At 47.4% G+C, this 18,925-nt stretch carries 23 protein-coding genes; 7 read left to right on the top strand and 16 right to left on the bottom strand.

The window, feature by feature from the left end; all coding sequences use genetic code 11:
- Positions 1-38: 38 nt before the first annotated feature.
- Positions 39-944, bottom strand: a complete 906-nt coding sequence (locus QFZ81_RS36985; RefSeq protein ID WP_307606740.1) for a cation diffusion facilitator family transporter — start codon at positions 942-944, stop codon at positions 39-41.
- Between the two features lie 126 nt (positions 945-1,070).
- Entirely contained in the window at positions 1,071-1,814 is a 744-nt protein-coding gene (locus QFZ81_RS36980; RefSeq protein WP_307606738.1) for an IclR family transcriptional regulator, read from the bottom strand.
- A gap of 364 nt (positions 1,815-2,178) precedes the next feature.
- On the opposite strand from QFZ81_RS36980, the gene QFZ81_RS36975 reads away from it, so the two are divergent.
- The gene (locus tag QFZ81_RS36975; RefSeq protein ID WP_307435443.1) at positions 2,179-3,198 is read left to right on the top strand and encodes an alpha/beta hydrolase; all 1,020 of its coding nucleotides are present in this window, start codon (positions 2,179-2,181) and stop codon (positions 3,196-3,198) included.
- A 741-nt stretch (positions 3,199-3,939) separates the two neighbouring features.
- On the opposite strand, the gene QFZ81_RS36970 is transcribed toward QFZ81_RS36975, so the two are convergent.
- The 11 genes from QFZ81_RS36970 to QFZ81_RS36920 all read right to left on the bottom strand — a co-directional run bounded on the left by QFZ81_RS36970 (position 3,940) and on the right by QFZ81_RS36920 (position 11,683).
- Positions 3,940-5,259 carry a deoxyguanosinetriphosphate triphosphohydrolase family protein gene (locus tag QFZ81_RS36970; protein WP_307435446.1) on the bottom strand — a complete coding sequence of 440 codons (1,320 nt, stop codon included), beginning with the start codon at positions 5,257-5,259 and terminating at the stop codon, positions 3,940-3,942.
- Positions 5,260-5,566: 307 nt separating this feature from the next.
- Positions 5,567-6,154: a GTP cyclohydrolase I FolE gene (folE, locus tag QFZ81_RS36965; protein ID WP_171694148.1), complete on the bottom strand. Its 588-nt coding sequence runs from the start codon at positions 6,152-6,154 to the stop codon at positions 5,567-5,569.
- 27 nt (positions 6,155-6,181) lie between these two features.
- Positions 6,182-6,760 (bottom strand): TetR/AcrR family transcriptional regulator, encoded by a 579-nt coding sequence (locus tag QFZ81_RS36960; RefSeq protein WP_307606736.1) that lies wholly within the window; start codon positions 6,758-6,760, stop codon positions 6,182-6,184.
- A 192-nt stretch (positions 6,761-6,952) separates the two neighbouring features.
- Positions 6,953-7,162, bottom strand: a complete 210-nt coding sequence (locus QFZ81_RS36955) for a YneF family protein (protein WP_036632513.1) — start codon at positions 7,160-7,162, stop codon at positions 6,953-6,955.
- An 87-nt stretch (positions 7,163-7,249) separates the two neighbouring features.
- Entirely contained in the window at positions 7,250-8,284 is a 1,035-nt protein-coding gene (locus QFZ81_RS36950) for an HD-GYP domain-containing protein (RefSeq protein WP_307606734.1), read from the bottom strand.
- A gap of 17 nt (positions 8,285-8,301) precedes the next feature.
- Positions 8,302-8,634 carry a methylated-DNA--[protein]-cysteine S-methyltransferase gene (locus QFZ81_RS36945; RefSeq protein WP_307606731.1) on the bottom strand — a complete coding sequence of 111 codons (333 nt, stop codon included), beginning with the start codon at positions 8,632-8,634 and terminating at the stop codon, positions 8,302-8,304.
- Complete coding sequence (locus tag QFZ81_RS36940) at positions 8,604-8,726, bottom strand: hypothetical protein (RefSeq protein WP_307435475.1); 123 nt, start codon at positions 8,724-8,726, stop codon at positions 8,604-8,606. Before QFZ81_RS36940 ends, QFZ81_RS36945 begins: the two co-directional genes overlap by 31 nt.
- A complete protein-coding gene (gene queG, locus QFZ81_RS36935) occupies positions 8,723-9,919 on the bottom strand; it encodes a tRNA epoxyqueuosine(34) reductase QueG (protein ID WP_307435477.1) in 1,197 nt (398 codons plus the stop codon). Before queG ends, QFZ81_RS36940 begins: the two co-directional genes overlap by 4 nt.
- Before the next feature lie 36 nt (positions 9,920-9,955).
- Positions 9,956-10,555: a signal peptidase I gene (lepB, locus tag QFZ81_RS36930; RefSeq protein WP_307435479.1), complete on the bottom strand. Its 600-nt coding sequence runs from the start codon at positions 10,553-10,555 to the stop codon at positions 9,956-9,958.
- Positions 10,556-11,110, bottom strand: a complete 555-nt coding sequence (locus QFZ81_RS36925) for a DUF402 domain-containing protein (protein ID WP_307435482.1) — start codon at positions 11,108-11,110, stop codon at positions 10,556-10,558.
- Between the two features lie 141 nt (positions 11,111-11,251).
- The gene (locus tag QFZ81_RS36920; RefSeq protein ID WP_057303466.1) at positions 11,252-11,683 is read right to left on the bottom strand and encodes a GNAT family N-acetyltransferase; all 432 of its coding nucleotides are present in this window, start codon (positions 11,681-11,683) and stop codon (positions 11,252-11,254) included.
- 282 nt (positions 11,684-11,965) lie between these two features.
- On the opposite strand from QFZ81_RS36920, the gene QFZ81_RS36915 reads away from it, so the two are divergent.
- Together QFZ81_RS36915 and QFZ81_RS36910 are read left to right on the top strand one after the other, a co-directional pair.
- On the top strand, positions 11,966-12,172 hold the full coding sequence (locus QFZ81_RS36915) for a hypothetical protein (protein WP_047687546.1): 207 nt from the start codon (positions 11,966-11,968) through the stop codon (positions 12,170-12,172).
- 84 nt (positions 12,173-12,256) lie between these two features.
- A complete protein-coding gene (locus tag QFZ81_RS36910) occupies positions 12,257-12,868 on the top strand; it encodes a superoxide dismutase (protein ID WP_029194504.1) in 612 nt (203 codons plus the stop codon).
- Positions 12,869-13,074: 206 nt separating this feature from the next.
- Here QFZ81_RS36910 and QFZ81_RS36905 read toward each other — a convergent pair whose 3' ends face one another.
- A complete protein-coding gene (locus QFZ81_RS36905) occupies positions 13,075-13,710 on the bottom strand; it encodes a LysE family translocator (protein ID WP_307435490.1) in 636 nt (211 codons plus the stop codon).
- A 237-nt stretch (positions 13,711-13,947) separates the two neighbouring features.
- Between QFZ81_RS36905 and QFZ81_RS36900 the strand changes: the two genes are divergently transcribed.
- Positions 13,948-14,631, top strand: coding sequence for a Crp/Fnr family transcriptional regulator (locus QFZ81_RS36900; RefSeq protein WP_307435493.1), 684 nt, complete (start codon positions 13,948-13,950; stop codon positions 14,629-14,631).
- Between the two features lie 21 nt (positions 14,632-14,652).
- Here QFZ81_RS36900 and mutY read toward each other — a convergent pair whose 3' ends face one another.
- Positions 14,653-15,777: an A/G-specific adenine glycosylase gene (gene mutY, locus QFZ81_RS36895; RefSeq protein ID WP_307435496.1), complete on the bottom strand. Its 1,125-nt coding sequence runs from the start codon at positions 15,775-15,777 to the stop codon at positions 14,653-14,655.
- Positions 15,778-15,876: 99 nt separating this feature from the next.
- On the opposite strand from mutY, the gene QFZ81_RS36890 reads away from it, so the two are divergent.
- Both QFZ81_RS36890 and QFZ81_RS36885 read left to right on the top strand, forming a co-directional pair.
- Positions 15,877-16,542, top strand: a complete 666-nt coding sequence (locus QFZ81_RS36890) for a hypothetical protein (RefSeq protein ID WP_307435499.1) — start codon at positions 15,877-15,879, stop codon at positions 16,540-16,542.
- 291 nt (positions 16,543-16,833) lie between these two features.
- The gene (locus QFZ81_RS36885; RefSeq protein ID WP_307606730.1) at positions 16,834-17,313 is read left to right on the top strand and encodes a c-type cytochrome; all 480 of its coding nucleotides are present in this window, start codon (positions 16,834-16,836) and stop codon (positions 17,311-17,313) included.
- An 8-nt stretch (positions 17,314-17,321) separates the two neighbouring features.
- Here QFZ81_RS36885 and acpS read toward each other — a convergent pair whose 3' ends face one another.
- Positions 17,322-17,708, bottom strand: a complete 387-nt coding sequence (gene acpS / locus QFZ81_RS36880) for a holo-ACP synthase (protein ID WP_029194509.1) — start codon at positions 17,706-17,708, stop codon at positions 17,322-17,324.
- A gap of 211 nt (positions 17,709-17,919) precedes the next feature.
- Between acpS and QFZ81_RS36875 the strand changes: the two genes are divergently transcribed.
- Positions 17,920-18,897 (top strand): aldo/keto reductase, encoded by a 978-nt coding sequence (locus QFZ81_RS36875; protein ID WP_307435504.1) that lies wholly within the window; start codon positions 17,920-17,922, stop codon positions 18,895-18,897.
- The last annotated feature ends 28 nt before the right edge of the window (positions 18,898-18,925 follow it).

Raw genomic sequence — 18,925 nt, 5'->3', positions numbered from 1 at the left:
CGAATTGGTGGCTCAGGAGGTTAGATCAAGAGTTAAGATCAGCTGCCATCTGATTTAGTAGACTCCTCATACCAAGGATTCAAATGAACCAGCACCTCATCCACATCACTATGCTCTTCTTTGATTTTTTTCTTAATAAGGCGGCTAATGTCATGGCCTTCTTGAATGGTCAATTTGCCCGAAACAGCAAGTCTGGCGTCAACTAGTATGTAATGACCGTGCTCGCGGGCGCGTAAGCGGTCGATCCGTTTGACCTCCGGGACAGATCGGATCAATGCCGCGTATTGTTCAATGTACGCCGTACTCACACTGCGCTCCATGAGAATGTCGAAAGATTCGCTTCCCATTTCGTACGCCAATTTCAGCACTAAAAACGAGACAATGATACCAGCTACTGGGTCGCCATAAGCCAATATGCTATAGCCGTAGTGATCCCCGATTAAGGCCAAACCAATACCGACCGAAGCCGCAATCGAAGCATATACATCGGCCAAATGATCATACGCTGTGGCTATTAATCCTTTGCTGTTGACCCTATGGCCTATACGTTTCGTGTAGACATAAAGAATTTGCTTCCAAACTAGCGAGATGATCGCCGCGATAAATGCAATCATATGCGCCTCTCCCGCTGGCTCAAGTAACGCATGAATAGAGTGGTAGCCCATGTAAATGGCTGCTCCACCTAGGATGATAGCGACTATAAAGGCTCCGAGTACCTCGGCTTTGCCATGCCCGTAAGGATGATCAACATCCGCTGGTTTGGAGGAAACGCGCATCGAGCTATAAGCAGTTGCGGTCGCAATGACATCTCCCGCGTTATGGACGCCGTCGGCGATAAGCACTTGGCTTTTGAAATTGAGGCCGACGATGATTTTGATGGCGGTCAGCACGATATTACTGGCAAGACTGATCCAGATCGCCAGCATCGAGGCTGTCTTATTCATCACTTGCCACTCCCTTTCCCTCTTCTAGTATGACCTCCTAGAAGCAAAGCATCCTCATCCTGACGACGGATGACGGGTAGGGCTGCGGCTTCGCGCCAGCACGAAGCCGCATAACAGGACGATGCGCTAGCGCAGCATCGTTCCCATACGACGCGCCGCCTCCACAATGAGCGGCGCCTGCTCTTGCATCAGCTCCAGCGTAAGCCGGTTCGCTGGACCAGAGACCGCGAGGGCGGCCACAAGCCGGCCCCCGCGGTCCAGAACTGGTGCGGACACAGCCGCCGCACCGGGTTCGCGCTCTTCGACGCTCGTAGCGAAGCCCGCGCGTCGGGTGTCGCTGAGCTGCTGCAGGAACGCAGTCTGATCTAGCCCGATCGGCCAATCGGCCGAGGCTAGAAGCTGCTCCTGCAGCGCTGGCTCAGCGAAGGCGACGAGCACCTTGCTCGAGGCGCCGACGTATAAGGGCATTCGCGCCCCCACTGGGGCAACGCGGCGAATGGCGTGGTTGCTCTGTACGGCTTGGACGCGTACGCGTTCTAGGCCGTCCTGCACGTACAGCGAGATCGTCTCGCCGAGTTGATCTCGCAGCCGTTCCATTTCCGGCAGCAGAATGACGCCAGGGTCTCCCTCTTTGGAGAGGTTAGCGGACAACTCCCATAGCCGATAACCGAGTCTGTATTTATCTGTCGAGCCATCCCGCATGATGAAGCCTTTGCCTTCTAGGGATGCCAGAAGTCGGTGCACCGTGCTTTTGTGAAGCTGGGCACGACTTGCTATTTCGGTCAGCGTCAATTCCGACGCCCCTGTGAAACAAAGCATAATATCTAAAGCGCGCTCTACAGCACGCACCGTCAGCTTGCCATCTTCCATCGCTTTACACCACTTCCATCCGTGTGAAAAAGTTTCACTATATGAAACTCAGTTATCTTCAGTATAACGAAACTCCTTTAACCCGTAAAGAAGAGACTTTGGTCAAGACCAAAGATCCCTATAGAGGAAAGACTTTGGTCTTGACCAAAGATCCCTATATATAGTCAAACATCTGTTTTCTCATTGTTACAGGACGATTACAAAGGGCTTACAATTAGCGCAACCTCATTGACTTGAAAGCGCATTCAGAATAATATTAAGTTAATAGAATACTTATCTGAATATTTAAATAATTTATTCTCCCTTAAACCTCTAACCCGCAGAAGCATAATCTCACTAATTTATATGGAGGGAGGGTACTACGATGTCAACAACATCTCTATCCCCTGGAACTGGTTCACTACAACCCACACTGGAGCAAGTGGTCACCCGACCGCTTTTGCGCAAAAAAAGGCTGGTTTTCACCATCCTCATTTCATTCCTAATCCTATGCACTTCTTTACTTCTTGGTTTTCACGCCTATATTGCTTGGACACTGGCTCGGCCGCATATTGACCCGCTTCATTCGGATCCGATGAGGGCCGTTGGTCTACCTTACAACAGTGTGACCTTCCCAAGTCTGAATGGCACGTCAAACCTAGACGGTTGGTTCATACCTGGCAAATCCGACAAGACCGTCATCTTCTCCCATGGTTACGGCGGCAATCGTGAAGAACTTTGGGTTCCCATTTACAACTTAGCCCGCGAACTTCATTTGCAAAACTACAATGTACTCATGTTCGACTATGGCTATGTGCACCCTAACAGTAAACGAATTATGACCGGCGGCATTCAAGAATCGCAAGAATTGCTTGGCGCCATCCATTATATCAAGCAGATATCCACCGGTCCTATCTATATTTGGGGCTTCTCTATGGGAGCAGGAACAGCACTACAGACTGCTCTTCAAAGTGGCAACGATATTTCGGGGATGATTCTGGACAGCACTTTTTTGCTCAATCCAGACACACTCTATCATAATATGAAGCAAGTCGTTAACGTGCCTAAATTTCCATCTCTACCGCTTGTACGCTTATTCTTCCCTCTGCTCAATGGAGTAAGCTTGCAAGAAGTGCCTTACAACAAAGTAACCTCAACCGCTTATCCGATGCCGATTTTCTTCATCCATGGTACGGAAGATTACAAAGCACCTTATGGCATGGTAGAGGATATGTTCAAGCAGCAAAAAGACTCCGAATCCAAGCTGTGGATTATCCCTAAAGCGCAGCATGAGCTGCTGTACCGAGCAGAGCCGAAAACGTATATGCGCCGAACGATGAATTTCCTCAACAGTATTACGACTACTCCTATGCAAGCTAACCTTGGTATTCCCTCCTCCCTATAAAATCGGCCCCTCGTGGGCCGATATTTTTTTGCCTATACCGCTTGTTCCTGCCGAAAGTTTCCAACCCTCCTGCGACACTCCGCTTTAACGATCTAAATCATCACCATTTTGTCCATTTACCCTCTTCTTGCGTTGACACTCACATTTTAACTTTATCGCATCATCAAAAAAAGAAGCCCTATTTATTGGACCTCTTTCCGCTTCTTCGTTTTGACTCCAAACACCTCCAATAGTACCGGACTAGCTACTCAAGCATCTAAAGCACCAAGAAGTCCTTTTCGGACTTCTCAGCAATACCTTGCTACTTTTTCGGCGATGAGAAGTCCATTTCGGCTCTCTCAGCATTCATTTGTCGGTTAACAAGCATCCTTCACGCACCAAGAAGTCCTTTTCGGACTTCTCAGCAACACTTTGCTACTTATCGGCGATGAGAAGTCCATTTCGGCTCTCTCAGCATTCATTTGTCGGTTAACCAGCATCCTTCACGACCGAGAAGTCCTTTTCGTACTTCTCAGCAACACTTGGCTACTTTTTCGGCGATGAGAAGTCCATTTCGGCTCTCTCAGCATTCATTTGTCGGTTAACCAGCATCCTTCACGCACCAAGAAGTCCTTTTCGTACTTCTCAGCAACACTTGGCTACTTTTTCGGCGATGAGAAGTCCATTTCGGCTCTCTCAGCATTCTTCTGTGGTTAATCAGTCACTTTTTACAACAACTTGGGGTCTGCATCGTTATACCGACTAATCCATCTCGTAAATCGAGCCGGATTTGCTAGCGAACAATTCGGCGTAGACTTTCTCCGCGTAGGCGTCAGTCATACCGGAAATGTAATCCGCAACGAAACGCGGCCAGCTCCAGGTGGCATTACGACGCTCGTAGCTATCGATCCAGTCGGGAGGCATAATCCATTGCCCCTTTTCCTTGTCGATGAAGCTGTCCCACAGGCGCTCGACGATGATTTCGCTGCGTTTTTGCAGGCGCAGAACGCGGAAGTCTTTGATCAGCGTGACCCATGCCAGTTTCTTGAGAATTTCCATCGTGCGCAGCAGATTCATATCCTCAGCTCCGTCTTTTACGAGCGCAACCTTTTTCCAGCCTCGGTCAGGGTCATCCAGAATGTCCAGACTACTCGCGAAAGAGCTCACCCAGCGGGCTTTCATCTCTCTGCGCGTACGTGATTCCTCCCCATTGCACTCTGAGAAAATTTGCTCCCACTGCTCCAGGTAGTCCGACAGAACTTGCCTGACCATTTGCTCGATATTGACTTGCTCCCAGCCGAATTTATGCTTATTGGGATCATTTAATATTTCCATGACCACATGGCGAATCAGTCTTTGATCTTCAAAAAAGGTTGCGTTCATTTGAATTTTGCCAGCACGAATACCATCTTCTATATCATGGGTGGAGTACGCGATATCGTCGCATAAATCCATCATTTGTGCTTCCAAGGTCGAACAGCCTTCCGGCATGTTCCATTGCGATCGAAGATCATGAATGATTTCCCACTCCGAGGCATAAACACCCTTAAGTCGGCCTTCCTCCTCGATCAAAAATGGATACTTATTTATACCAAGAAGTACCGCGGCTGTAAGATCCAGGCCGCTTTCACTGCCTGCTCTTTTTTCGAGAAACATCAGGATACGAAAATTTTGGGCGTTGCCCTCATATTTTAAGCCATAATCCCTCATCAGAATATGATTCAGAACCTCTTCCCCTTTATGCCCAAAAGGCGGGTGACCGAAGTCGTGAGCAATCGACGCACACTCGACGACAGTAGGATCAATAATCAAGCCAGGATGCTCTCTTTTACTCAAAAAAGGATTTGTCCGTTCTAACCGCTTCGCCACTTCTCTGGCGATTTGGGCAACTTCGAGCGAATGGGTTAGACGTGTTCGATAGTAATCACCTGATCCTGCGCCGAACACCTGCGACTTGCCCTGCAGCCGACGAAAGGTCGGAGATTGGATTAACCTCGCATAATCCCGCTCAAATTCATCCCGTTCTTCACTCAATTTAGAGGAACCGGCCTCACCTGGCCGATATTTTCGTATGTTGTTCATAAGCTTGCCTCCTCTATTGCTGTTGCCGGACGCCCGGTATAGTTCTTAGTCTCTTTGTGTCAATTAGCCACTCCGTATACCTCTTCATGTTTCCTATCAGTTTATGCTAAAGCATGTACGATAGCCACTTGAGGATATTTTATTATGTGAGAAAACCTCTCTCGAGGCCGAAAATCTTAAACTTTCTTATGTGGTAAAATAATACTATATCGTCTACCTCGCAACAAGTCATGACGCGCTTCCTGAACAAAAAAAAGGGATGCTGCACAAGACTATTGTCTCCATGCACATCCCTCGTACGCACTACTTATTTTAATAAAGACAGAAATTCGGCACGAAGTGTCGAGTCCGAGCGGAAAGAACCGCGAACTGCTGAGGTAATCGTTTGACTTCCGTATTTCTTCACGCCTCTGGAGCACATGCACATATGTTCTCCCTCAACAACAACCATGACGCCGTGCGGCTTCAGCACATCATCCAGAATGTCGGCGATTTCTGAAGTAATCCGTTCCTGCACCTGCAGCTTACGAGTTACCACATCAACCAGACGAGCAAATTTGCTAAGTCCAGCCACTTTTCCGCTAGGTAAGTAACCTACATGTACTTTCCCGAAAAAGGGCGCCATATGATGCTCACATTGACTGTAATAAATAATATCTTTAATAATAACCAGCTCTTCGTGCTGTTCATCAAAAGTTACACCCATCACATCGCGTGGATTCGCCTCATAGCCCGAAAATATTTCTTCATACATACGAGTTACACGAGCAGGTGTGTCTAATAAGCCTTCCCGATCTACATCTTCACCAATCAGCCGTAAAATCTCTCGGACATGCTGTTCAATCAGCTCCCGATTCTCAGCAACTCTTGTATTTTTGTAGTCAATAGACGCCATCTTTTTATCACTCCTCTTCCTTATCCTCTACCCCATACAAACGGTCAAAACCTTGATACTGTCGCGCAGCGCTCTGCTGTCTTTGTGCGTTTTGGTGAGCAGCATTCCACCCTGCAGAAGAGATACTATCGGGGTCGCCAGCTCCACTGGAGTTAACCCCTGCAGCAGCAGCTCGCCTCGTCTCTTACCTTCCTGTAAACAGGATTCCACCTCAGCCTCCAACTCACTGAAAAAGCGGCTTAACGGCTTACGCAGCTCCTCAGAGCTATCACTCAGCTCCAAGGCCAGATTACCGAAGAAGCAGCCTCTGCGGCATTCATGCGCCTCACAAAAGGCCAGCATGCGTTCAAACAAGGCCAGCAACCGCTGCTTCGGCGTTAATTGCGCATTACCCAAACTAGGCTCCATCACAGATTGCCGCATCTCCTGGACCTTGCGCTCAATAACTTTCAAACCTAGTTCATCTTTACTCTTAAAATGGTAGTAAAAATTGCTCTTGCATACTCCGCTGCTCGTCAATATATCTTCCAGACCCGTTCCTTGAAAACCATGATCGTGAAATAAATCCATGGCTGCTTCCATGATGCGGTCTTTGTTGCTAGCCATCGCTTGAGCCACCTCTGAATAGTACTGGTATGTCCTACTTTGAGCTACACTCACATTAGGAGAGACTTTGAGCTGCACTCAAAGGTCCCTATATTAGGTCCCTACATTATAAATTAGGAAGGGCTCGTGCTGTCCACCGTTCGTACGGTTAAACAGCAAAGCCCTTTTGAAGGGTTATTCTAACCCTACGTCTTATTTCCACTTTTGGTTTTTCATCATTTGCTGTGCTTTATTTAGCTGCTGCTTATTCATGTTGTAGCCCATTTGCTTGGCCATTTTTTGCAGCATTTCCGGATTGTTCTGCATGGATTCCAGCTGTCTTTTTAAATAGAATACGCCGATGAAGAACCCACCGACCAAGCCAACAATTAACGTGAGAATGGGAATCAGATAACTCCACATATTTATGCCCCCTGCATGTACAAATTGGTATCGATTGCTTGCTTTATCATATCATTTCTGTTTATCTTTTTACAAATGACTACCCCTTTATGACAGAACCTGTTCGATGAAAATGGTCGTATGCTTGGCCAGATCAATTTCTTTGATATCCAGCGCCTTGTCCATCGCATCCTGCTTCACGATTCTAACAATTGGACGGCTTGGTAGTCCTCTATGCTGTCCGACCACGACACCCGTTTCCCGATTGGACAAACGAACGGAAGCCCCCGTTGGATAGATCGAGACGATTTTCAGAAACTGGATCAAAACATCGCGATCAAGCTTGGTCTCCGCTAGCGCCATCATATGCTCGCAAGCCTCATGCGGCAGCATACGACGCCCTAAAGAGACATCAAAGAGCAGATTATCGTACATATTCGCAACGGCTGTAATTCTCGCATAAATATGAATATCTTCACTCATAAGTCCTCTTGGAACCCCTTGGCCGTTAAGCGTTTCATGATGCTGGAAGGCCACATGGGCAATGAGCAGGCTGAATTCACGCTTGTTCTTCAGAAGCTCGAAGCCGCGCCAAGTATGATGCTTCTTCATGTCGAGCGATTCATCATCGCAAACAAGCTCCACCTTACCCACATCATGCAGAAGCGCACCAATGGCGAGCTCCTTCAATTGGGTTCCATTGAATCCCATGTTAATTCCAATGAGCACGGCCATCATACAGACATTCGTTGCATGGACATACATCTCGTTATCCTGCGTACGAATATCCGTCAACTGCACGAGCACATCACGATTTTTCATGATCTCATCCAGCAGCGTGTTAATCGAAATACTCATAGCGCGCGAGTTAAATTCCTTACCCGACTTGATAGCAGCGAACGTTTGGCCCATTTGCTGCATAACGATACGTTTGGTTTCATCCGAAAGGATTTCCGGGATTTCTACATCCTCTAGGTTCGGGTCTTTGATGTAAATCATTGTGACTCCGATTCGGTTAAGCGTGTTAATCATAAACACCGTTAATTGCACATCTTCTGAGAGCAAAATAGCTCCATTGCTGGCAAATATCGTTCGGCCCAAAAATTGACCCGGCTCAACGGAATCCAAATGCACATATTTCATAGGATTCACTCCATGTTTTATTTATTAGTTATAACCGTATTCGAGCTTCGTTCCAAATCGAGCAAGAGTACTTTAATTGGAAGACCTCCGCCGTAGCCAACAAGATCGCCACTAGCGCCAATGATGCGATGACAGGGGATAATGACTGGAATTGGATTTTTATTGTTAGCTCCACCAACCGCTCTAACGGCTTTCGGTGAACCTATGGCTTCTGCAATATGTTTATAGGAAACTATTTCTCCATATGGAATAGAAAGCAGTGCTGTCCAGACTTGTTTCTGAAATTCAGTTCCCTGTAAATCCAGTTCACCCTCAAAGCTTAAACGTTCTCTTCTAAAATACTGCTCCAACTGCTGCACAACCGGTTCGAGCCGTGAGGCATTGGAGAATTAACCTCCGTATAGGAAAGGACGGTCGCAGCTTGTGTCTGTTGCTGTGTCATATCTGCTCTTTCTCCCCCTTATCAGCTGTAGAATGGCTTATAACGTCGAATGCCTTCTCGATATCCTGCAGAGCAGCGGGTTCCTGCTCGGCTGCTCTGGCTTTATCGAGAGCAGCCGCCGCGTCTTCGCCGCCAATCCGCCCTAGCGCCCACGCTGCCGCAGCCCTGATCTCAGGGCGCGGATCGGTCAGCAGCAGCTCTCTTAGGACGGGTACAGCTGTCCTGTCCTTGAAATTCCCGAGGGCGATAATCGCATTGCGCTGGATCGGCTTCTTGCCTCTCCAGGACGCTGCGATGCGCCCGTACTGTTCTTTGAAATCCTTGTTCGACATGGTCAGCAAGGGGATTAATAACGGCTTGACCTTTTCAGGGTCAGGCTCTAGCTCGGGATGATGCGTCCAGTTCATCCCCTTGTTCATCGGACAGACGATCTGGCAGGTGTCACAGCCGTAGAGGCGGTTGCCGATTTTGAGCTTAAACTCATCATCGACATAGCCTTTGGTCTGCGTGATGAAGGAGATGCAGCGGCTTGAATTCAGCTGCCCTGGTCCGACCAGCGCTCCCGTAGGACAAGCATCGATACAGATCGTGCAGTCCCCGCACTGATCCATAATAGATGTATCGGATGTAAACGGTATATTCGTGATCATTTCGCCCAAATAAACCCATGATCCCCACTCGGGGGTGATGACGGCGCAATTTTTGCCAGTCCATCCGATCCCAGCCCGCTCGGCTACGGCCCGGTCGACCAGCGCACCGGTGTCGACCATGCTTTGTAGTCTTGCGTCAGGCACGCGCTGCGCGATGAAAGCCTCCAGCTTCGCGAGCCTATCGCGAAGCACATCGTGGTAATCGCTCCCCCACGAGGAGCGTGAGATAATTCCCCGATAAGCTCCTGGCTCGGATCGGGGAGGGTTTGGAAGTTTCGACGGGTACGCAACAGCGATGGAAATGATCGACTGCGGCGTGTCGAAGCTTAAGCTTGGATGTACCCGCTTCTCGATATCCGGCTCTTCGAAGCCGGATTCAAACCCCTTCTCCCTATGGCGGAGAAGGATCTCTTTCAGTTCCATGAACGGTTCAGCTGACGTGAAGCCGATCTTATCAATACCGAGGGACGACGCGGCTTCCACGATCTCTTGTTGTAGCCTGCGCCAATCCGCATCTGTTCCTGCTGCTATGGAAACCGCCAACCCTCTCACCTCTCTCTTCTTTCGCTTCCGTTACCTTTAAAGCTTCTTGGCCATCGCGAATGGCCACAGCACATATTCGGCCCTTCCTTCGATCAGGCCGATAGGAACAGCCCCGAACCTGCGGCTGTCGCCACTTGCCGCCGCATGGCGGTTATCGCCCATCACGAAGACGTGGCCTTGCCCGACGCGTGTCGGTCCAAAGTTTCCGTCCTCGATGAGCGTGTCTGTATATGGCTCCTCAATCTTGTCGCCGTTTATATAAAGAAAACCGGCTCGGCCCTGCACCTCGTCGCCTGCAATCGCGACAATCCTTTTAACCAAAAAAGGATGCGTCACAGTAACAAACTCCTCAGACTCTTTGAGAATGACAATCTCTCCGCGTTTGGGTGCTTTCAAATACGTAATAGCTTTGTTCACGAACAACCAATCCCCCTCTTGCAAGGTGGGCTGCATCGAGTGACCTCGAACCGTGGAGAGATTGAATCCGAATTGGTGTACAAGGATCACGACAAGAAGAGCTACAAGAATGGATTTCGTCCAATCCCATAGCTCATGGGTTAGGCTTCTAGCCTCATTATAGTTCTTAGGCTGAGAAGCTGCCTTATTCGATTCACTGCGTCCTACAAAGAAGCTCATTTATGCTCCTCCGTTCTTATACTTTTCCCACTGCTCGTAATAATTCATAACCATATCATCTTGAAACGGCGGCTTGTCCGCGTTCACCAGCGCGAGTAAAGCTGCAAGACCTTCCTTCACCTTCGTTTCCACAAGAGAAGAATAGTGATAATTCAGTTTATGGCGTTCATATTCATCTTGATCCACGATATGCACGGAACGATCCGGCATCCGAATAACATCAAGGTCGTAGTCAATATAAGTCAGTACTTGCTGGGTCACATACAGTGGAGATGCAACATTGCAGTAGTATCTAACACCTGTTTCTTCTATAAGCGCAACAATATTAAACCACATTTTAGGAATAAAAAAAGATACCCCTGGAATGCGGCTAACCCACTCCTTGCCGTCAGCTTCCTGAATCTTGGTCTGGCTGTTAATAAACACCATCATTTCTTGCTGCTGATGATCGGCATGAAGGATGTGATGCGGTACTCGCCAATTCGTCAGCCACATCCGGTGAAGATGTCCATCATGTTTGAAGCTTTTTATCACATACGGCGCGAAGTTATCCATGTCCAAAGCTCCTCTATTCATAGCTGCCGAAAAGTTCCCCTATTATATAGAAAAGCATATCTGACCCCCAATTGCAATGGCGGCACAGATATGCTTCCCTCGTTCCAAATCTATTCATTTCATGGACATCCGAACGATCAGTTAAACACTGACTTTCTTCACAATGCTGAGACGATGTGCGGTACGGGAAAAGTCCGATGTGCTGTAACCAGCAGACTCGTACACAGGCAGCACCATTTCATTATGGACATCCACCGTTACCATAATCTTCTTCACGTTCCGATGAAGGAACCTTTGCTTCATTGCTTCGATCAAAGCTTTACCGATACCTTTGCGTTGATACTCTGTTGCAACTGCGATCCGATAATAGTAGCCATTGTTGTTATCAATCGTACCGATAATCATGCCTACAACTTGCTCTTCTTCTTGAGCGATTAAAACAAGCTCTGTATCCCATGATAGTTGACGTGCAAAAGCTTCAATCGTTTCCTCATAGCAGGTTTCCGATAAAACATCCTGCAGAAGTGTCTTCACCGAAGAGGTATCACCAAGCTGAAATGAACGAACGTGCATACGGTTCTCTCCCAATTCCACTTTTATTTGTTAGGAATAATTTTTTGGTAAAGTAGTAAATACGACAAAAAAGTGCGGAATCCTGCTAAAAATGTGTCAAAATTCACAAAAAACTTAGTTTTTTTCGGTTTTCCTCTTGAAAGCGCTTAAATGCAAGCGTTTTCATCAAATTGTTTCAATTATTTTGCTTTTATTTTGTTCCAACATATATCACCTCATGTATAAAAATCGGGATAACGTCGGATTTTAAAGAAGGATGTGCAAAGAATGGGAGGTGAATCCATGTCAAACAAAGATGATTCCGCGGCGTCATACCCACGAAATATACGTGATTTCCAGGAGTTAAGCTCTATGAAGCCTAGTGAATGGACGGAGATCGAACTCCAATATAATCACAGAGCAATGAGTGATTTATCCCCTTGGCTCAATGAACAAGGAACCCATATCCACAGTCAAATCATCCAGGAAATTGAACGTCGCGGCGTCTGACTTAGTAAACATACATGTTGCTTTATTATCGAAATTCCTTCATAATGAAGTTGAAACTACATAATTTTAGGAGGTATTTATACAATGGCACATCAATTACCAGCTCTTCCGTACGCGAACAACGCACTTGAGCCACACATCGATGCCAAAACGATGGAAATTCACCACGATCGTCACCATAACGCCTATGTAACCAACCTGAATGCAGCTCTGGACAAACACCCTGCTCTGCATGACAAATCCTTAAACGACCTGATCGCTGACCTGAACAGCCTTCCTGAAGATATCCGTACTGCTGTTCGCAACAATGGTGGCGGACACGCGAACCACTCCCTGTTCTGGGAAACAATCGGACCAGAAGCTGGCGGAGCACCTACTGGCGCATTAGCAGCAGCTATCGAGAGCGAGCTTGGCGGCTTTGACAAGTTCAAAGCAGACTTCGCAGCAGCAGCTACAACACGTTTTGGCTCCGGCTGGGCTTTCCTAGCTGTTGACAAAGCTGGCAAATTGAAAGTGTACAGCTTGCCTAACCAAGACAGCCCGATCATGGAAGGCGAAACGCCGGTTCTTGGTCTTGATGTGTGGGAGCATGCTTACTACCTGAACTACCAAAACAAACGCCCTGATTACATCGCGGCTTTCTGGAACGTTGTGAACTGGAACGAAGTTGGCAAACGTTACGACGCTGCGAAGTAATCTCTGTGCATAGTGAAAGCGACCCCGCGGGGTCGCTTTTTTGCATGATACGGAACACTATTAGCATAGAGTGGCCGTCATGAGTTATGGAGTTCATAGAACAAACTGGATCTCATAAGCTGTGTGGTATCTGAATTTCATTGGATAAAATCCAATGAAACACCTATTCAGACTTTAAATATCCTACTTTCATTAGCAAAAGAGGTTTATTGAGGAGCCTTGGTTTGAAGCAGCTTTAATCCCATTCCAATAAAAATAATGCCCGTTATTTTGTTTAAAACCGTGCCAATCTTTGCGCATCCTCTTACTTTTTTGGTGATGTGCGAAGAAAAATAGGCAATAAAGAGACACCATAGCAATCCAGTGAACGTAAATGTAAGCCCTAGAATGATAAATGGGATAGGACCAGAAGCCTTTTTGTCAATAAATTGCGGGAGAAAGGCAATGAAAAATAAAGAAACTTTTGGATTTGTTAGACTGGTCAAAAGCCCTTGTGTAAATATTTTGCGTATACTTTGTTTATTAGATTCAGAAGCAGCACTAAAGTTTACATTTGATTTATCAAGTAACATTCGAATTCCAAGATAAACTAAATAGATGACTCCAACTATTTTTATGATATTGAATAGGAGAAGTGACTTTGTCAGTATGATTGACAAACCAAAAGCAACTAGTAAGGTATGGATTAAAGAGCCACTAATAATGCCATAAACCGAATAAATACCCGCATTTCTCCCCTGGGAAATACTTCTTCCCACAATATACATGGTGTCTGCACCAGGCATAAGATTCAGCAGAATTCCAGTTAGCAAAAATACCTCATAATTAATGATTCCATACATAGAGACACCCCCCATTTTTTTACGATTTTATCACATTAAAGCAAGTTATATATAGAAAGATTATTTTTTCATACCACTATGGACGATTTTATTGAATCCTTTATACAAAAGACCATCCCCGCACATCACGCGCTGGAAGTTCTTTACGCAAACACTGGAAAGCTGTACGATATAGACATGGTCAAGCTGTGGCGAACAGCTGGTCGTTTAATATGGCCGAAATGAGATGAATGCCCGGTGAAAACAATCGTTTCTTTACTCCAAAATGTCCCCTTATTTCAAGAACTTTCGGAAGAAGATTTACAGGCAATTGCCCCTTTATTCACAGAAAAAAAAGCAAAAAAGGGCGGAATTCTTTTTCTCGAGGGTGATACAGGAGAAGAATTATTTCTTATTAAATCAGGTGTCGTGAAAATATATCGCTTGGATGAAGCCAAGGAAATTATTTTAGCTTTGTTTCGTGATGGGGATTTCTTTGGAGAAATGTCCTTGATAGGCAGCGGTCATACTCGGTCAGCAACCGCCGAAACGATGGAGACTTGTACTCTTTATATTCTTAAACGTACGGTATTCGCTCAGTTCATGGAGAAGAGCCCTAAGCTATGCTTAAAGCTCCTAGAAACCACGATGGGACGACTGCGTCGGGCTAATGATCAAATTTACGATCTTACGTTCTTAGGGGTTCGCTCCCGTATCATGAAGACCATTATCCGTTTATCCGAGCAGCATGGTGTACCTACACCGGAAGGTCTTCTGATTAATGTAAAACTTACACATCAGCAGCTAGCTAATATGGTTGGCACTGTGCGAGAGTCTGTAACCAAGGTGCTGCAGGAGCTCCTCGATGATGAACTTATACAGATTGATAAAAAGTTAATCACATTAAGAAATGTGGATGCCATTAAGGGTGAAATTCGATAAAAAAAGAGAAAACGGAGGAAGTTACTCCTCGTTTCTCTCCTGCCACTCTTTCATAATCCGTATAAAAACGTTTGGAAAAGCGTATTGATCGAGCTCTTCTGGGCCTACCCAGCGATAATGAAAAGGGATCCATTCTCCCCCATGACTTGGGCGGTTCGCGTTACTTAGCTTGGCACGGTATACTTTCATTTTCCAAACGATATGACTGAAAATATGTTCTGTATCCATGAACCACTCGTTCGGTTGAATACCGATTTGTTCCTGATCTACAAGGGCTTGACGGAGCTCACTCCTATTATCCTCATCCGAATTCCATCCCTCAGACTTCCAGGCCACATGCGGCAGTTCCCACATACGCGCGAGCAATCCTTCTTGCGGACGCTGCCTGATCAACCATTTCCCTTCGTTCTCACCCGTACCCTCTATCAAAGCCACTGCACGCAGTTCTGGACGCGGGGGTTTGGCTTTCTTTTTGATGGGCAGGACTTCTTCCATGCCAGCTTCACGCGCGGAGCAATGTGCCATAACAGGGCAAGTCAAACAGTGCGGCGAACGAGGCGTACATACCATAGCCCCAAGTTCCATCAATGCTTGATTGAAGTCACTTGCGGTACCTTCTAGGATGAGTTCGCGTGCCAGCTTCTCCATTTTGGTCCGTGTTGCAGGCTTCATAATATCTTCTTCAATTAGAAAATAGCGCGACAGGACTCGCATAACATTGCCATCCACGGCTGGCTCGGGCTTATTGTAGGCGATGCTGAGGATTGCTCCTGAGGTGTATGGGCCGACGCCTTTGAGCGAGGAAATCTCCTCTTTATTTTGCGGGACGATACCGTTATAACGTTCGTGAACTTCTCTGACTGCCGTTTGGAGGTTTCTTGCGCGCGAGTAATAGCCGAGCCCTTCCCAAGCTTTGAGCACGTTCTCCTCAGGCGCCGTAGCCAACGCTTCAACCGTTGGGAATTGATCGACGAAGCGATGGAAATACGGAATCACCGTATCCACCCGGGTTTGCTGCAGCATGACTTCGGAAATCCATATATAATAAGGGTTTTTGCTTCTTCGCCATGGTAAATCCCGTTTATGCGTTTGGTACCAATCCAATAGATTTCGGGAAAAATAAACCTTCTGTTCTTCGCTGTACATGAGCTCTCCTTCTCTATGGGACACGTTCCAGTTATAATGAATGAATGGACATGTTTCCATTATACGAGAAGTGTGGAACATAAAACTAGAGGTGAATGTATGCAAAACTCAAAACAAACAGATTTGGCAAATACGAATCAGCAGGACTTCGAGAATAACAAACGGCAAGACTTGGAGAATAAAAGAAAAGCCTGGATCGGTCAAGCTAACGCATTAATCCCGCTTCTGTTCATTTGGGGTGCGGAATGGATATTCAGCGCGCTTGTCGATTTTGCGATCTATTGGCGCGACTTGGATTGGTTGAAGCAAGCGGCTTTTATCACAGCGGTTGTGGCCAGCTTGGTTCAGATATGGAGCCTGCGTAAGGAATTTAGGGCTGACTCTGCTGAAGGCGCGCGTGAAAGATCAGCTGGCTCGGGTGGGCATGCAGGTGCAAGTGCTGGTGGTGAGCGCAACGGCTGGGGACATCCAGCGCTTCTAGTGCTGCCTGGAGCGATGCTCATTGCAGCCGTTGCGCTGCTCGAGGCCATTGGCGCTGTTAGCCCGCTCTTCGCACCTGTGCTGCGAGCGTTCATTCTCGCCATCGGGTTCGTGCAGGTCGGACTCCTGCTAGGTAGACCACTTGTTTACCTTGGCTTTTGGCTGTTCGCCCTGTCTGCGCTTATGGGCGTTTGGTATTTGGGTTACTCCGGTGTTGTGTTAGAAGGAATGGGTGGCATTAGCCTTATTCTAAGCGGGTATATGCTGCGTGTTTGGGGACGGTAAGTGGAATGAGGATAAGTAAGTAAGTTCATAAGTACGTACTAACATAATTTCATTGGTGGATAAGATTAGCTCGCATAGGGTACATACCTGAAACACGAAATGAGCCGGAATGAGCAGATATGCAGAATTGCAAATAGGCAGATATTTGCTGCACTTTTTGCATCTTTCTGGAACTCTACCGCATGCCCGCTCCGCCGCCCCCTCTGCCAAAGCTTGCTGCTACCCAAATGGGGTTAGAGAGGGACGAGCGAAGTTCGTTTGAATTAACCCCAGCATAGGAGGAAGCTCGGTATGGAACAAAGCAAAAAGGCTTGCGATCGCGCAAGTCTGAACGGACATCAGATGCCGGAGGATCAGCAATCCGGCATAGCATCCAGACCGCCGCTGCACGCAGTACGGCGGTATAGACGCATGGTCGGCGCGCTCGTCATCGCGTCGATGGTTCTAGCCCTGGCCGCTTGCGGCGGTGGTGCTTCGGGTGGCAGCGCCGCCACGAAGACACCGGCAGCAACCGCGGCAGCCGAGAGCAACCCTGCGGTCGTGAAGGCGCAGGAGCTCTTCACAACGAACAAGTGCATCAGCTGCCACGGCGTTGATCTTGCTGGCAAAGTCGGCCCTAAGACGAATTTGCAAAAGGTCGGCAGCAGACTGAGCAGCGAGCAAATCGCGAACAAGATCAAGAATGGCGGAGGCGGCATGCCTGTCTATAAAACCACGATTTCCGAAGAGGAAATCGGACTTCTATCCGACTGGCTCAATTCGAAGAAGTAGTCACCGCTTTAGAGCTTCTCCACGATTGCATAGGCGGCAGCCATCGATTCCGTATGTGTAATGCTAATATGGATGCGATGGCTGCCTATTAAGCCTGCTCGCAGCAGCGCAGCCTCGTTCACAAGGCATACCGGTTTGCCAAGTTCATCTGGCAGCACCTCGACGTCTTGAAAGCCAATTTGCTTGCCAATGCCGCAGCCAATTGCTTTGACAATGGCCTCCTTAGCAGCAAAACGGCCTGAAGCAAACTCAGCAAGTCGGCCTCGCCGTCTCTGCGCCAACTCTCTCTCCTGGGGCGTCAAAATCCGCTCAAGAAACCTTTCGCCCGTAGAACCCTCTAACATTTTGCGAAGCCGTGCAATTTCAACTAAATCCGTTCCGACCCCAATAATCATAGACACCTGAGCCCCACTTTTCTTGCAACGTTGTGCGTACAATTTACATGATTCCTTGCTTGCGGTCAAGGGGGAAGGAATGGCTTGTCCATACCTGACGCTCCCCCAACGCTTACTTCGAGGTAAGTAAGTTACACTATTTTCAGCTCTTCTGCCGAGCCTCGACTAGGGTTATACTGGGAATAGATTTAAAAGCTGGGAGGCCAACATAATGAGAATCATGCCACTTGAGAAACGTGGAATATCGAACAGCAGAATCGTTTTTGGATGTATGGGAATTGGCGGGGAATGGAATTCGACTCCTTATACAAAGGAAGATTACATCATCGCAGAGAAAGCTGTAGAAGCTGCATTGTCGATAGGCATTACAATGTTCGATCATGCTGATATTTATAAAAGAGGTAAATCCGAGTCTATTTTCGGAGAAATCCTCAAAAAAAGACCCGACCTGCGCGACCAAATCATTCTTCAATCCAAATGTGGGATTCGCTTTCAGGACGATGTAAATCCACAGCGTTTTGACTTTAGCAAAGGCCACATCCTGAGTTCGGTTGATGGCATTCTTCAGCGCCTAGGCGTGGAACATTTGGACGTCCTCCTGCTTCATCGTCCAGATCCGCTCATGGAACCGGAAGAGATCGCAGAAGCGTTCAACCAATTGAGATCAGCGGGAAAAGTGCGTCATTTCGGCGTATCCAACATGACTTCCGCTCAAATGCGTTTCATTCAAAATTCACTTCCAGAGCCGCTTGTAGTTAACCAACTAGAGATGAGCTTAGCACGCTTAGACTGGGTCGAGCAAGGCATCTTGGTCAACCAAAAGGCTGGCGTAGGCATCAATTTCGCCGATGGTATTCTCGAGCATTGCCAAATGGCAGATATCCAAATTCAAGCTTGGGGACCTCTTGCTCAAGGTAAATTCTCCGGTAGAGTTGTGGAGGATGCACCTGATACGATCAAAAATACAGCTGCACTTGTACAGAAAATGGCCAATGAGAAAGAATCGACACCAGAATCCATCGTACTGGGCTGGTTAATGAAACACCCTGCTCGTATTCAGCCGGTTATCGGCACATCTTCCGCAGAGCGCGTTCTAGCTTGTCAAGATGCTGTGCGAATTTCGGAAACTATGACTCGCGAAGAGTGGTACACTCTCCTCGAGAGCTCCCGCGGGGCGCGCATGCCATAGGTTTACTTATACTCGATAACAACCCCAG

This window comes from Paenibacillus sp. V4I9, assembly GCF_030817295.1.
In the GTDB taxonomy this organism is placed as follows: Bacteria; Bacillota; Bacilli; order Paenibacillales; family NBRC-103111; genus Paenibacillus_E.
This window is presented reverse-complemented; position numbering and strand designations above follow the sequence as displayed.

Coding starts and splice junctions, on each gene's coding strand:
- QFZ81_RS36985 (WP_307606740.1), bottom strand. CDS start 944: ATGAATAAGACAGCCTCGATGCTGGCGATCTGGATCAGTCTTGCCAGT.
- QFZ81_RS36980 (WP_307606738.1), bottom strand. CDS start 1,814: ATGGAAGATGGCAAGCTGACGGTGCGTGCTGTAGAGCGCGCTTTAGAT.
- QFZ81_RS36975 (WP_307435443.1), top strand. CDS start 2,179: ATGTCAACAACATCTCTATCCCCTGGAACTGGTTCACTACAACCCACA.
- QFZ81_RS36970 (WP_307435446.1), bottom strand. CDS start 5,259: ATGAACAACATACGAAAATATCGGCCAGGTGAGGCCGGTTCCTCTAAA.
- folE (WP_171694148.1), bottom strand. CDS start 6,154: ATGGCGTCTATTGACTACAAAAATACAAGAGTTGCTGAGAATCGGGAG.
- QFZ81_RS36960 (WP_307606736.1), bottom strand. CDS start 6,760: ATGGCTAGCAACAAAGACCGCATCATGGAAGCAGCCATGGATTTATTT.
- QFZ81_RS36955 (WP_036632513.1), bottom strand. CDS start 7,162: ATGTGGAGTTATCTGATTCCCATTCTCACGTTAATTGTTGGCTTGGTC.
- QFZ81_RS36950 (WP_307606734.1), bottom strand. CDS start 8,284: ATGAAATATGTGCATTTGGATTCCGTTGAGCCGGGTCAATTTTTGGGC.
- QFZ81_RS36940 (WP_307435475.1), bottom strand. CDS start 8,726: ATGACACAGCAACAGACACAAGCTGCGACCGTCCTTTCCTATACGGAG.
- lepB (WP_307435479.1), bottom strand. CDS start 10,555: ATGAGCTTCTTTGTAGGACGCAGTGAATCGAATAAGGCAGCTTCTCAG.
- QFZ81_RS36925 (WP_307435482.1), bottom strand. CDS start 11,110: ATGGATAACTTCGCGCCGTATGTGATAAAAAGCTTCAAACATGATGGA.
- QFZ81_RS36920 (WP_057303466.1), bottom strand. CDS start 11,683: ATGCACGTTCGTTCATTTCAGCTTGGTGATACCTCTTCGGTGAAGACA.
- QFZ81_RS36915 (WP_047687546.1), top strand. CDS start 11,966: ATGTCAAACAAAGATGATTCCGCGGCGTCATACCCACGAAATATACGT.
- QFZ81_RS36910 (WP_029194504.1), top strand. CDS start 12,257: ATGGCACATCAATTACCAGCTCTTCCGTACGCGAACAACGCACTTGAG.
- QFZ81_RS36905 (WP_307435490.1), bottom strand. CDS start 13,710: ATGTATGGAATCATTAATTATGAGGTATTTTTGCTAACTGGAATTCTG.
- mutY (WP_307435496.1), bottom strand. CDS start 15,777: ATGTACAGCGAAGAACAGAAGGTTTATTTTTCCCGAAATCTATTGGAT.
- QFZ81_RS36890 (WP_307435499.1), top strand. CDS start 15,877: ATGCAAAACTCAAAACAAACAGATTTGGCAAATACGAATCAGCAGGAC.
- QFZ81_RS36885 (WP_307606730.1), top strand. CDS start 16,834: ATGGAACAAAGCAAAAAGGCTTGCGATCGCGCAAGTCTGAACGGACAT.
- acpS (WP_029194509.1), bottom strand. CDS start 17,708: ATGATTATTGGGGTCGGAACGGATTTAGTTGAAATTGCACGGCTTCGC.
- QFZ81_RS36875 (WP_307435504.1), top strand. CDS start 17,920: ATGAGAATCATGCCACTTGAGAAACGTGGAATATCGAACAGCAGAATC.